This is a genomic window from Photobacterium kishitanii, assembly GCF_003026355.1.
GTDB lineage: Bacteria > Pseudomonadota > Gammaproteobacteria > Enterobacterales > Vibrionaceae > Photobacterium > Photobacterium kishitanii.
Genome location: NZ_PYON01000003.1, coordinates 63,072 through 75,893, shown reverse-complemented (window position 1 = coordinate 75,893; position 12,822 = coordinate 63,072). Strand labels below are relative to the sequence as shown.

Here is a 12,822-nt window from a genome sequence, read left to right as displayed (position 1 = left end):
TAGCTCTTATTCATCAAAATTTAATCGACGTTTTTTCTCATGCAGATAATTTTTTAAATAACTATCTATCACCCGCGGATTTTGTCCTTCTTGGATTGCAAGTACGCCATCAAGAATCAACAACCTATTCAAACGTTCTTCATTTTTACGCAGCATCAGTTTATCAGCGATAGGTAATGCCACCATATTAGCCAAGATAGAACCATATAATGTGGTTAACAATGCCACAGCCATCGCAGGGCCTATCGATTTAGGGTCATCCATATTCGACAGCATTGCCACCAAACCAATTAGCGTACCGATCATTCCCATTGCAGGTGCAACATCACCGAGTGATGAAAAAATACTTGCGCCCTGTTCATGGCGCTCATTGGTTAAAGCAATGTCTTTTCTTAGCATCATCCGCACAGTATCAGCATCATGACCATCAACCAGTAAATCAATACCTTTGCGTAAAAAAGGATTCCCCACTTCCATTTCTTCTAATGCTAAAAAACCGCCTTTACGCGCAGAATCAGCCATAGTGACAATTTGAGCGATCAGATCATCAGGTTTATCGGTTTTAAACATAAACGCTTTAGCTGCAATTTTAGCCGCGCCAAAAAACTGATGGATATTGTATTTCATCAGTACAACAAACAAACTACCGCCAATGACAATGAAAACGGAGGAAGCATCGGCAAACATCACCAAATCGCCCCCTACCAACATTGCCATTAAAATAAAAGCGAATGCTCCAAATAATCCGATAAGAGTTGCCAAATCCACGCAAAATCTCCTTAACTGCCGTTGATAATTATTACGTTAACGATCTAACAGCCAGTTAACATAGAACAAGAATTTATAAGGATAATATTAACGGTTCATCAAACAGCAGCACCATAATCGCCTTATAAAATAAAACATTGCGATCTATAGGATAAAAGATCAATAGCACTACCTACCGCAAGCTAACTCTTTATCGGCCATAATTACGTTTCATTTAGGGTTTTATTTCTATCATTGAGTGATATTTATTGATCCCAACTATGAAAATTACTGTCTGTGGCACAGATTACTGTGACATAATTTGACCTTAGATAGTCACTACGTTATTTTTCTTGCACTTAGATAAGAGTGAAAATGATATGGCAGCAAAAAAACCAGAAAATATGGCATTCGAAGCCGCACTTGATGAGCTAGATGCCATTGTCAATGAACTAGAATCAGGTGATATTCCATTAGAAGATGCGCTAAAGAAATTTGAGCGTGGTATTTCATTAGCTCGTAACAGTCAATTAAAGTTAACTCAAGCAGAACAACGAGTAGAAATTTTATTACGCGCAGATGATAATGCGCCACTAACTGACTTTGAGCCAAGCCATGACGAATAGTGTATCGCTATCGCAGACACTTAAAACGCTGCAACAACGTAACAACCAATGCTTAATTAATTGGTTAACAAAACAGCCTTTTTCAGAGCAAACCCTGCTAAAAGCGATGAAGCATGGTACTCTGCTGGGTGGAAAACGTGCGCGCCCTTACCTAACATATGTTACTGGTGAAATGCTTGGGGTCGATTATGACGATCTCGATACTGCCGCCGCTGCTGTTGAATGCATTCATGCGTATTCATTAATTCATGATGATTTACCAGCAATGGATAATGATGCTTTACGCCGCGGCCAGCCTACTTGTCATATCGCATTTGATGAAGCAATGGCTATTTTAGCTGGTGATGCCCTACAAACATTAGCTTTTGAAATTATTGCCCAAGGCCGCTTGAGTCCAGAAGGACATCAACAACGTATAGCAATGGTCAGTGAATTAGCACAAGCATCTGGCGCTGCAGGAATGTGTCTTGGACAAGCTCTCGATTTAGAAGCTGAAGGCCAACATGTTGGACTTGAGCAACTAGAATTAATTCATAAACATAAAACAGGCGCCTTGATCCGTTGTGCGGTTCGCTTAGGTGCGCTGGCAGCAGGCGAAAAAGGACGTCAAATTCTGCCACAGCTAGACAAGTATGCCGATGCCATTGGCCTCGCATTTCAAGTTCAAGATGACATTTTAGATGTAATCAGCGACACTGAAACGCTAGGCAAGCCTCAAGGTTCAGATCTTGAGCTTGATAAAAGTACCTACCCCGCCTTACTCGGGTTAGAAGGTGCGCAACAAAAAGCACAACAACTTTATCAAGAAGCGCTACAAGCATTAGCAGCAATACCTTACAATACCTATCAATTGGAAGTTTTTGCCCGATATGTTATCGAGCGCAACAACTAAAATCAGTAAAAGCGCCGAACTGTTATGACTTTGGATATATCAAAATACCCGCATCTCGCATTAGTTAATACGCCAGATGAATTACGATTATTGCCCGCTGAAAGTCTACCTCAAGTCTGTGATGAGTTACGTACTTATTTACTCAAGACGGTTAGCCAAACTAGCGGCCACTTTGCCTCCGGACTCGGTACAGTCGAGCTGACCGTTGCGCTTCACTATGTCTATAATACCCCATTTGATCACGTGATCTGGGATGTTGGTCATCAAGCTTACCCACATAAAATTTTAACTGGCCGTCGCGATCAGATGTCAACTATTCGCCAAAAAGGTGGATTACATCCTTTTCCTTGGCGTGGTGAAAGTGAATACGATGTTCTGTCAGTAGGCCACTCGTCTACCTCAATCAGTGCCGGTTTAGGTATGGCTATTGCGGCAGAAAAAGAAGCGCTTGGCCGTAAAGTTGTCAGTGTCATTGGCGATGGTGCAATCACAGCAGGAATGGCATTTGAAGCCATGAACCATGCCGGTGATATACATAGCGATATGTTAGTCATCCTTAATGACAATGAGATGTCAATTTCTGAAAATGTTGGCGGCTTAAGTAATCACTTAGCCCATTTACTAGCAGGTAACTTTTACGCATCAATTCGCGAAGGCGGAAAAAAAGTACTATCTAATGCGCCACCGATTAAAGAAATCGTTAAACGTGCTGAAGAACATATTAAAGGCATGGTTGTTCCAAGTACGATGTTTGAAGAACTTGGATTTAATTATATCGGTCCAATTGATGGCCATGATATTGATGAGTTAGTAAAAACGCTCAAGAATATGCGTCACCTTAAAGGGCCGCAATTTCTGCATGTCATGACTAAAAAAGGTAAAGGCTATGCGCCCGCAGAAGCTGATCCAATTAATTACCATGCCGTACCAAAATTTGATTTAAGCGAAAAGCCACTGCCTAAAGCAAAAAATACTAGCCCAACTTTTTCTAAAATCTTTGGTGACTGGTTATGTGATATGGCAGCTGTCGATGACAAGCTCATGGCGATTACACCAGCCATGCGTGAAGGCTCAGGTATGGTGCGCTTTTCAAAAGAGTATCCAGACCAATATTTTGATGTAGCAATTGCCGAGCAGCATGCCGTTACACTAGCAAGCGGCATGGCAATTGGTGGTTACCACCCGATTGTGGCGATCTACTCAACCTTCTTACAACGTGGCTATGATCAATTAATTCATGATGTCGCTATTATGAATTTACCGGTAATGTTTGCTATTGATCGCGCAGGATTAGTTGGCGCTGACGGTCAAACTCACCAAGGTGCGTTTGATATTAGTTTTATGCGCTGCATCCCCAATATGGTGATCATGGCACCAAGTGACGAAAATGAATGTCGCCAAATGCTTTATACCGGTCATCAGCATCAAGGTCCTACCGCTGTACGCTATCCGCGTGGTTGTGGTCTCGGTACTGAAGTCGAAGACACCATGACAGCATTAGAAATTGGTAAAGGTATTGTCCGTCGCCAAGGTGAAAAAGTTGCGATTTTAAATTTTGGTGCCATGCTAGGTTATAGCTTAGATGCTGCTGAAAACTTGAATGCAACGGTGGCAGACATGCGATTTGTGAAGCCACTTGATGAAGCATTAATTCTTGAACTAGCCGCTAACCATGATGTGTTAGTAACGGTTGAAGAAAATGCTATTGCTGGCGGTGCTGGTAGCGGTGTGATTGAGTTTCTAATGCAACAGAAATGCATTATGCCGGTACTAACTATTGGTTTACCTGATCGTTTCATCGAACAAGGTACCCAAGCTGAGCTGCATCAAATGCTAGAAATTGACGGCCCAGGCATTGAGAAACAAATTCTTGAGTATCTTGCCAAATAAGCATTAATTAGCTCAAATAATACGGTCAAAAAAGCCATGAAAAATTAACTTCATGGCTTTTTTATTGTTCGTTATCAGTGCTTATGATTTAAAAGCCTAACCAGTAGCCAATGAACCATAATGATATCATCGCCATAAATCCAGCTAAAACATCATCAATCATGATTCCAAAACCACCCTCAACATGTTTATCTAACCAACTGATCGGCCATGGCTTAAGCATGTCAAAAAAGCGGAATAGAATAAAACCAGTTAAGATCCATTTCCACGATACCGTTGGCGCAACCGCCATCGTAATCCAGAACCCAACAAATTCATCCCATACAATACTGCCATGATCATGCACCTTCATATCACTCGAAGTAATATGACAAATACGGATCCCGATAATAGCAGCGACTAATACTGCCACTAAATACCAACCAAAAGGTAATTGGGCCAGAATAAGGTATAAAGGAATTGCCGCCAGCGTTCCCATAGTACCAGGGATATATTTTGCTAAACCACTGCCAAACCCTGTGGCTAATAAATGCCAAGGATTGTTCATTTTTAATAAATCTTTTGGATTTGTGCTCACGCGAATACCTTAGTTATTTGTAACGACAAAATGATCCCAACCAGATAATTGCCATGTCAGTGGTTTACCTAGCTGTAATAATGACAGATTGCTACCCGCCTTCACTTTACCAATGCAACTATATTTAACATTAGTATGCGCTAAAGCAGCTTTTAATGCATCTCGCTTAGCAGTAGGGGCGGTAAAACAAAGTTCATATTCTTCACCACTGGATAATGCCAACTGTTGTGCTCGTTGTCGATCGCCACCACAAAATGCTAACAATTCAGCAGATAGCGGTAATTGCTCAACGTCAATCTCAATTGCCACCTTCGATCTATCAACAATATGCTTCACATCTGCAACCACACCATCAGAAATATCCAATGCAGCCGAAGCAATACCACGTAAAGACTCACCAACACTAATTCGAGGAGAGGCTTTAAAATGACGTTCAACAAGTACCGATGCTAAATTGGCATCACAGTGGTGTTGGTTTAATATCAATGCTAGCCCTGCGGCGCTATCGCCAAGGTTACCTGTAACATAAACATCATCACCGACTTGGGCCCCGCTGCGAGTTAATGCTTGACCTCGAGGCACTAATCCTTGCACCGTTAATGTGATACTCAATGGACCTTTAGTCGTATCGCCACCAATTAATTGAATATTATATTGATTGGCTAACTCAAAAAAACTATGGCAAAAAGGCGCTAACCACGCTTCATCAATCGTAGGTAATGTTAACGCTAATGACACCCATGCTGGCGTTGCACCCATTGCAGCTAAATCACTTAAATTAGATGCTAATGCCTTATAAGCAACCAATGCTGGATCAGCATCGGCTAAAAAGTGGGTACCAGCAACTAAAGAGTCAGTACTTACCGCTATATAATGATCAGCAGGTACATCAACTAAGGCGCAATCATCACCTATCGCTAAAGCGACATCATCGCGATGTAATTGCTGCTGTGCGAAATAATGTTTGATAATATCAAATTCATTTTTTGCCATGGTTCTCTTTTCCCTAAATAAAAAAAAGCCAGCTAATAAGCTGACTTCTTTCATCTTACTCAACGCAATAAAAAATTATTTATCTTTTTTACGTAGAGATGGTGCAGCTTTATCTAATACACCATTGACGAATTTGTGGCTATCTTCAGCACCGAAGAGTTTCGCTAATTCGATTGCTTCGTTAATCACAACTTTAAATGGTACGTCTTCACGCTTAACCATCTCGTACATTGCAAGACGAAGTAGTGCAAGTTCCATCTGGTCTAGATCCTGAAGCGGACGAGACAAATATGGGCGCATTTTGCTATCAAGTTCTTGATGACTTAATACAACACCTGCAAATAAATCACGGAAGTAGCTAACATCAGTATCAGGCGCTTTACATACAGGCGCATCAGCTTGATGTTCTTCTTCTTCAAACTTATCGCCAGAAAGGAAATATTGTTCAATATCAGCAACATTACCTTTAGTAAGTTGCCAAGAATAAATTGCTTGTACAGCAAATTGACGTGCATTACGACGCGCGGCTGGTTTCACAGTAACCCCCATTAGGATTCGATTTGGGACAGGACATTTACCATTTCGAGCGCGCTTAGTGCAGCCTCTGCCCCTTTATTACCAGCCTTGGTACCGGCACGCTCAATGGCTTGTTCTATAGAATCAACAGTCAACACACCGAAAGCAACTGGAGTATTATACTCTAGTGCAACTTGTGCTAGACCTTTATTACACTCACCGGCAACATAGTCAAAATGAGGTGTTCCACCACGAATAACTGAGCCTAATGCTACGATAGCATCATAGCGATCACTCTTCGCGACTTGCTGGGCAACAAGCGGTAGTTCATAAGCACCAGGGCAACGAACAACAGTGATATTATCTTCACTAACCTGACCTTGACGTTTCAGCGCATCTAATGCACCTGAAAGTAAACTTTCGTTAATAAAGCTATTAAAGCGTGCAATTACGATAGCAATTTTTGCGTTTGGTGCCGCGATGGCGCCTTCAATTACCTTCATGGGCCTTCCTGTGACTATGTCTTTCCGGTTTGAGAAACCGCGGGAGTCTAACACACTTTACGATATGTCTGCTACGCACAACCGTCGGTTTCAGAGGATTTGTTAAAATTTATTGCTTATTCGTTGTAGAACCAACCAATAAGCACACATTATCAATCATAATAATGCTCAACACCTAAATGCTGTTAGTCAAAATAGATCGTTATTCGCAAATATATTCAACGACTTCAAGGCCAAAACCTGACAGTGAATGATAACGTTGTGTGCTTGATGATAATAGACGCATCTTACCAATACCAAGATCAGATAAAATTTGCGAACCAACACCAACTTGGCGTGATGGATTATATGGACTCATCTTCACTTGTGGTCGGCCTTCTTTCTCAGCCGCAATATTTTTAACTTTGTTAATAATACTATCAGTTGATTCTTGCTTACTCAGTATCACCAGTACCCCATTTTCTGCACTGATACGTTGCATTGCTGCAGGCAATGTCCACTGAGTCGCACCTGATTGTAGAATATCTTTAAAGGTGTCTTGTAAGTGCACACGTACTAATGTCGCAGCATCAGCTTCAATGTCACCTTTACACAACGCATAATGAATTTGATCATCAATCTTATCGCGATAAGTGATCATATCAAACTCACCAAATTCAGTATTGAGCTTACATTCACCAACACGTTCAATGGTGGTTTCATGGTGATTACGGTATTCAATAAGATCAGCAATTGTACCGAGCTTTAGACCATGTTTCTCAGCAAAAATCTCTAATTGTGGACGACGCGCCATGGTGCCATCTTCATTCAAGATCTCTACAATAACGCTTGATGGTTCAAGACCTGCTAAACGCGCAATATCACAACCCGCTTCAGTATGGCCTGCGCGAGTAAGTACGCCGCCTTCTTGTGCCATCAATGGAAAGATATGACCAGGCATTACAATATTAGCCGCCGTCGCATCAGCAGCAACGGCTGCTTGTACAGTACGGGCACGATCTGCAGCGGAAATACCTGTTGTAACACCTGTCGCAGCTTCAATAGAAATGGTAAAAGGTGTACCAAATTGTTCAGTATTATCTTGAACCATCAATGGTAAGCCCAATTTCTGACAACGCGCTTTACTTAATGTTAAGCAAATTAAACCACGACCATACATTGCCATAAAGTTAATGGCTTCAGGGGTGATTTTTTCTGATGCAATAATAAGATCGCCTTCATTTTCGCGATCTTCATCATCCATCAAAATAACCATTTTTCCTTGGCGAATATCATCAATGATTTCTTTTGCACTACTTAAAGCCATAATACTACCCTTATTCTTATGTTGCTTTATTGACCATAAAGCAATGCTTAACCGAGAAACCCTGTTCTCGCCAATAAATCCATCGTTACTTTAGATTGTTTCTCTGCTGCTTTTTCACCAAGCATTAACCGTTCAAGGTAACGCGCGATAACATCAACCTCAAGGTTAATTTTACGACCAACATTGAAATCAGCCATTGTCGTTTCAGCAGCAGTATGTGGCACAATCGTTAATTTAAACTCATCGCCACGAACAGCATTCACCGTCAAGCTGATACCATCGACAGCCACCGAACCTTTCTCTGAAATATATTTTGCAAGCTGTGGCGGTACTTTAATCCAAAATTCAATTGCACGACCAATATGCTGCCGCTCAATCACTTCAGCGACAGCATCAATATGACCAGAAACCATATGCCCACCAAAACGCGTGGTTGCTAACATGGCTTTTTCTAAATTAACGACTTGGCCGGCTTTATAATTTGCAAATGCAGTACGGTTTAATGTTTCTAATGAAAGATCAGCAACATAACCTTTACCCGTCAGTTTTACGACAGTGAGACATACGCCGTTAGTGGCAATACTATCGCCTAGCTTAACATCAGCTAAATCTAATAATCCTGAATCAACGGTAACAGAAACATCAGCACCTTTAGGTGTTAGCGCAGATATTTTACCGACAGCTTCTATAATTCCAGTGAACATGATAAACCCTTAATTTCACTACTTTATTTATTATTATGTACGGTTGCTATAATGCGAATATCACAATCAATCATACAAACATCAGTTATCGTTAATAGCGGTGTTTGTGACATTGCTGTCAGCCCAGTGATATCAATCAAACCTCGGCTATCACTGCCCATCAACTTAGGTGCTTGATATAAAATCAAACTATCAACTAGCTGCTGTTGCAATAATGCTCCGGCCAGACCAGCGCCAGCTTCAACCCAAATATGATTAATACCGTAATTTGCCAACCGCGACATTAAAACAACTAAATCAAGCTGATGACTATCGGTTTGAGTGGGGATTTGCCATTGTTGTACTGAATCAGGCCACGCTTCTGTACCGATTTCAGTTCGAGCAAGGATGGTCTCTCCCGGAAGATGAAACAGTTGGTATTCAGGCGTGAGTCGATTCTGACTATCAATAATAACCCGTGTAGGCTGACGTAATGCGGACTGAGGATAGGCTTGCTGGACTGACTCTTCTAATTCACTCCAACGGACATTCAATGAAGGATCATCTGCAATAACAGTGGCACTGGTTGATAAGATAGCTCCTGCCTGCGCACGAAAATGTTGTACGTCAGCGCGCGCTTTAGGGCCGGTTATCCATTTACTGACACCATTCGCTAATGCTGTTCGTCCATCTAAACTCGCCGCTAGTTTGAGCTCTACATACGGCATTTGATGTGACATTTGCTTAATAAAACCAGGATTGAGTGCTTGTGCTTGAGATGCTAATACACCGACATCAACCTCAATACCAGCAGCTCGCAATAAGGCAATACCTCGTCCAGCAACAGCGGGATTAGGATCAACCATAGCACAGACAACCCGCGCGACCTTGGCATTGATTAAGGCTTCAGCACAAGGTGGTGTGCGTCCATAGTGAGAGCAAGGCTCTAAGGTGACATATACCGTTGCACCTTGTGCACGCTGCTGTGCCTGTCGCAAGGCAAACACTTCAGCATGAGGTTGCCCTGCTTGATAATGATAACCTTCACCGACAATGTCGCCATCATTGACAATCACACACCCAACATTTGGGTTAGGTGCGGTGGTATAACAGCCATGCTTGGCAAGCGTTATCGCTCGCGACATCATTTGTTGATCAGTGTGTGTCATTATTTATTAGTCTTAACGTTCCAGCTTGGCGATTTCTTCACCAAACTCACGAATATCTTCAAAACTGCGATAAACAGAAGCAAAACGGATATAAGCAACTTTATCCAATTCTTTTAATGCTTCCATAACTAAATTACCTATCATCTCTGACGGGACTTCACGTTCACCCGTCGCTCGAAGGCAAGATTTAATGCTATTGATCGCACGTTCAATATCATCAGTACTCACTGGACGTTTTTCTAACGCACGTTGAATACCGCCGCGTAATTTATCTTCATTAAACGGATCACGGTTACCATTTGTTTTAACTACGCGAGGCATAACAAGCTCTGCCGTTTCAAACGTAGTATAGCGTTCATTACACGCTAAACATTGGCGGCGTCGGCGCACTTGGTGGCCATCTGCAACCAATCGAGAATCGATTACTTTGGTGTCATTTGCACCGCAAAAAGGACAATGCATTTAGCCTCCTACATTCAATCGACTCAGTGTAACCCATTTCATCGCTTTAATAAGACTATCACCCCTTTTTTTCTAATAAATTGGCTTAAAAAGTAACAATTATCATTAATAATTATAATTGTTACTTTATTAATAAAACAAAAAAGGCTCACCTATAAACAGGCAAGCCTTATATGAGCGTATAATGATGGGGATTAAATCACCCCACCATCACCACATTATGCGTAAACAGGGAGACGCTTACAAATTTCAAGTACTTTCACTTTAGTTGCTTCAATAACCGCAATATCATTGACGTTATCTAACACATCACACATCCAACCCGCAAGTTGACGTGCATCATCAGCGTTAAAACCACGACGTGTAATTGAAGGCGTACCAACACGAATACCTGAAGTTACAAATGGACTACGTGGGTCATTTGGAACGCTATTTTTATTAACAGTAATATTCGCTGCACCTAGTGCTGCATCCGCTTCTTTTCCTGTAATACCTTTATCAATCAAGTCCACTAGGAACAAGTGATTTTCAGTACTACCAGAGACAATGTTATAACCACGCTTGATAAACTCATCAACCATTGCTTTTGCGTTTACAACCACATTTGCTTGGTAAACTTTGAACTCAGGCTCCATCGCTTCTTTAAATGCAACCGCTTTTGCTGCGATAACATGCATTAATGGGCCACCTTGGCCGCCAGGGAAAACCGCTGAATTTAACTTTTTATAAAGATCTTCGCCTTCGCTTGATAGGATCAAACCACCACGTGGACCCGCTAATGTTTTATGGGTCGTCGTTGTTACCACATGCGCATGTGGTACTGGGTTTGGATAAACACCAGCAGCAATAAGACCAGCAACGTGTGCCATATCAACAAAGAAATATGCGCCAACTTTGTCAGCGATTTCACGCATTTTAGCCCAATCAACAACTTGAGAATAAGCAGAGAAACCACCGATGATCATTTTCGGTTTATGCTCTAACGCTAAAGCTTCCATTTCTTGATAGTCAATTTGACCATTTTCATCAATACCATAAGGAATGATGTTATATAACTTACCAGAGAAGTTTACAGGAGAACCATGCGTTAAGTGGCCACCATGTGCCAAGCTCATACCTAATACAGTATCGCCTGCATTCAACAATGCCATATAAACAGCATTATTCGCTTGAGAGCCTGAATGCGGTTGAACGTTTGCATATTCAGCACCAAATAGCTGACAAGCACGATCAATTGCAAGCTGCTCAGCTTTATCAACAAACTCACAACCACCGTAATAACGCTTACCTGGGTAACCTTCAGCATATTTATTTGTCAGCTGAGAACCTTGCGCTTCCATTACACGTGGACTAGTGTAGTTTTCAGAAGCAATCAACTCGATGTGTTCTTCCTGACGGGCAGTTTCTTCCTGAATAGCTGCAAATAGTTCCGCATCATAATCAGCAATGTTCATATCGCGCTTTAACATCTGTATCTCCTGACTCAGCTAAGTTTTATACTATTTTTAAGTAAAAAACGAAAAACAACAAACCTAGGCGCCACGGGGACGCAAACGTTTTCGTTTTACTTTTTATCTGTCGACCATCTTACATAAATTGATCTAAATCAGAAAGTCCTAAATGATGTTTTATTTATTATCTTGATGGTTTAACTGAATTTTACACGCTGTTTTTTACTTTACACTGATGTAGACAGCCACCTCAAAATCACTCAATTATTTTACATTACCGTAAATAATTAAATACGTACCACAATCACTAATTTAACATGCAAACTATTGTTAACTCCTTAATCCTTTTACAATCGTAATTCATCACAAGGAGGATAATGTGCACATCAATAAACACCCAAGCTATGAAAACGTTATTGCTATTTTTACCGGGACACTATTTGCCGCAGTGGGACTTTTTTTACTCCAACAAAGCCATTTATTAACTGGCGGAACTGCGGGGTTAGCTTTGTTAGTCAGTCACTTTATACCGATTTCATTAGGGGGATTGTATTTTATTCTCAATTGCCCATTTTATTTAATGGCGTGGTTTCAAATGGGTAAACGGTTTGCACTTAGCAGTATTCTTTGTGGCGGCTTAGTTTCCGTAATGGTTGATGTTTTACCGCACTTGATCACCATTGAGGTACTTAACCCTGTTTTTGCCGCAGTATTTGGCGGCTTATTACTGGGAGTGGGGATGTTGATCCTTTTTCGGCACCGTACTAGCCTTGGCGGCTTTAATGTACTGGTGCTGTTTCTACAGCATAAATTTGGAATTTCTGCCGGTAAAATTCAACTTGCGATTGATAGCATGATTTTAATTACTTCTTGTCTATTTATCAGTCCAGAGTTGTTAATACTGTCTATTGTGGGTGTGATTATGATCAATATGGTATTGGCAATTAATTACAAGCCTGAACGCTATACTGCAACTCTCCAACCTAAAAAATAATCCCATAAAAAAG

General features: G+C 41.2%; 14 protein-coding genes. 4 read left to right on the top strand and 10 right to left on the bottom strand.

The genetic code is table 11. The features are described from left to right. Window positions 1–6 precede the first annotated feature (6 nt). Window positions 7–768: a flagellar motor protein PomA gene (gene pomA / locus C0W29_RS04260; protein WP_036795795.1), complete on the bottom strand. Its 762-nt coding sequence runs from the start codon at window positions 766–768 to the stop codon at window positions 7–9. 359 nt (window positions 769–1,127) lie between these two features. Here pomA and xseB point away from each other — a divergent pair, with 359 nt between their 5' ends. Genes xseB through dxs form a run of 3 tightly spaced genes read left to right on the top strand, consistent with a single transcriptional unit; the run spans window position 1,128 to window position 4,155 of the window. Then, a complete protein-coding gene (gene xseB / locus C0W29_RS04255; protein WP_036795796.1) occupies window positions 1,128–1,373 on the top strand; it encodes an exodeoxyribonuclease VII small subunit in 246 nt (81 codons plus the stop codon). Continuing rightward, window positions 1,363–2,265: a (2E,6E)-farnesyl diphosphate synthase gene (gene ispA / locus C0W29_RS04250; RefSeq protein ID WP_036795798.1), complete on the top strand. Its 903-nt coding sequence runs from the start codon at window positions 1,363–1,365 to the stop codon at window positions 2,263–2,265. Before xseB ends, ispA begins: the two co-directional genes overlap by 11 nt. Window positions 2,266–2,289: 24 nt before the next feature. Further along, entirely contained in the window at window positions 2,290–4,155 is a 1,866-nt protein-coding gene (gene dxs / locus C0W29_RS04245; RefSeq protein ID WP_045045570.1) for a 1-deoxy-D-xylulose-5-phosphate synthase, read from the top strand. 88 nt (window positions 4,156–4,243) lie between these two features. Here the strand turns inward: dxs and pgpA are convergent, their stop codons facing one another. From pgpA to glyA, 9 genes are all read right to left on the bottom strand, one after another. Beyond that, window positions 4,244–4,732 (bottom strand): phosphatidylglycerophosphatase A, encoded by a 489-nt coding sequence (gene pgpA, locus C0W29_RS04240; protein WP_080888876.1) that lies wholly within the window; start codon window positions 4,730–4,732, stop codon window positions 4,244–4,246. Window positions 4,733–4,741: 9 nt separating this feature from the next. After that, window positions 4,742–5,725 (bottom strand): thiamine-phosphate kinase, encoded by a 984-nt coding sequence (gene thiL, locus C0W29_RS04235; protein WP_045045569.1) that lies wholly within the window; start codon window positions 5,723–5,725, stop codon window positions 4,742–4,744. Between the two features lie 75 nt (window positions 5,726–5,800). Beyond that, window positions 5,801–6,274 (bottom strand): transcription antitermination factor NusB, encoded by a 474-nt coding sequence (nusB, locus tag C0W29_RS04230; protein ID WP_036795802.1) that lies wholly within the window; start codon window positions 6,272–6,274, stop codon window positions 5,801–5,803. Further along, window positions 6,274–6,744, bottom strand: a complete 471-nt coding sequence (gene ribH, locus C0W29_RS04225; RefSeq protein ID WP_036795804.1) for a 6,7-dimethyl-8-ribityllumazine synthase — start codon at window positions 6,742–6,744, stop codon at window positions 6,274–6,276. Before ribH ends, nusB begins: the two co-directional genes overlap by 1 nt. 202 nt (window positions 6,745–6,946) lie before the next feature. Then, the gene (gene ribBA, locus C0W29_RS04220) at window positions 6,947–8,050 is read right to left on the bottom strand and encodes a bifunctional 3,4-dihydroxy-2-butanone-4-phosphate synthase/GTP cyclohydrolase II (protein WP_036795805.1); all 1,104 of its coding nucleotides are present in this window, start codon (window positions 8,048–8,050) and stop codon (window positions 6,947–6,949) included. Window positions 8,051–8,097: 47 nt separating this feature from the next. Beyond that, on the bottom strand, window positions 8,098–8,754 hold the full coding sequence (locus C0W29_RS04215; RefSeq protein WP_045045568.1) for a riboflavin synthase: 657 nt from the start codon (window positions 8,752–8,754) through the stop codon (window positions 8,098–8,100). 23 nt (window positions 8,755–8,777) lie between these two features. Then, on the bottom strand, window positions 8,778–9,902 hold the full coding sequence (gene ribD, locus C0W29_RS04210) for a bifunctional diaminohydroxyphosphoribosylaminopyrimidine deaminase/5-amino-6-(5-phosphoribosylamino)uracil reductase RibD (protein ID WP_045045567.1): 1,125 nt from the start codon (window positions 9,900–9,902) through the stop codon (window positions 8,778–8,780). A gap of 12 nt (window positions 9,903–9,914) precedes the next feature. Continuing rightward, the gene (gene nrdR / locus C0W29_RS04205) at window positions 9,915–10,364 is read right to left on the bottom strand and encodes a transcriptional regulator NrdR (protein ID WP_036795808.1); all 450 of its coding nucleotides are present in this window, start codon (window positions 10,362–10,364) and stop codon (window positions 9,915–9,917) included. Between the two features lie 218 nt (window positions 10,365–10,582). Beyond that, a complete protein-coding gene (gene glyA, locus C0W29_RS04200) occupies window positions 10,583–11,833 on the bottom strand; it encodes a serine hydroxymethyltransferase (protein ID WP_045042694.1) in 1,251 nt (416 codons plus the stop codon). 367 nt (window positions 11,834–12,200) lie between these two features. Here glyA and C0W29_RS04195 point away from each other — a divergent pair, with 367 nt between their 5' ends. Beyond that, window positions 12,201–12,809, top strand: a complete 609-nt coding sequence (locus C0W29_RS04195; protein ID WP_045045584.1) for a YitT family protein — start codon at window positions 12,201–12,203, stop codon at window positions 12,807–12,809. The last annotated feature ends 13 nt before the right edge of the window (window positions 12,810–12,822 follow it).

Excerpts from the sequence above, each read along its gene's own strand:
- ispA (WP_036795798.1), top strand. The coding sequence starts at position 1,363 with ATGACGAATAGTGTATCGCTATCGCAGACACTTAAAACGCTGCAACAA.
- thiL (WP_045045569.1), bottom strand. The coding sequence starts at position 5,725 with ATGGCAAAAAATGAATTTGATATTATCAAACATTATTTCGCACAGCAG.
- nusB (WP_036795802.1), bottom strand. The coding sequence starts at position 6,274 with ATGGGGGTTACTGTGAAACCAGCCGCGCGTCGTAATGCACGTCAATTT.
- C0W29_RS04215 (WP_045045568.1), bottom strand. The coding sequence starts at position 8,754 with ATGTTCACTGGAATTATAGAAGCTGTCGGTAAAATATCTGCGCTAACA.
- ribBA (WP_036795805.1), bottom strand. The coding sequence starts at position 8,050 with ATGGCTTTAAGTAGTGCAAAAGAAATCATTGATGATATTCGCCAAGGA.
- xseB (WP_036795796.1), top strand. The coding sequence starts at position 1,128 with ATGGCAGCAAAAAAACCAGAAAATATGGCATTCGAAGCCGCACTTGAT.
- ribD (WP_045045567.1), bottom strand. The coding sequence starts at position 9,902 with ATGACACACACTGATCAACAAATGATGTCGCGAGCGATAACGCTTGCC.
- dxs (WP_045045570.1), top strand. The coding sequence starts at position 2,290 with ATGACTTTGGATATATCAAAATACCCGCATCTCGCATTAGTTAATACG.
- glyA (WP_045042694.1), bottom strand. The coding sequence starts at position 11,833 with ATGTTAAAGCGCGATATGAACATTGCTGATTATGATGCGGAACTATTT.
- ribH (WP_036795804.1), bottom strand. The coding sequence starts at position 6,744 with ATGAAGGTAATTGAAGGCGCCATCGCGGCACCAAACGCAAAAATTGCT.
- nrdR (WP_036795808.1), bottom strand. The coding sequence starts at position 10,364 with ATGCATTGTCCTTTTTGCGGTGCAAATGACACCAAAGTAATCGATTCT.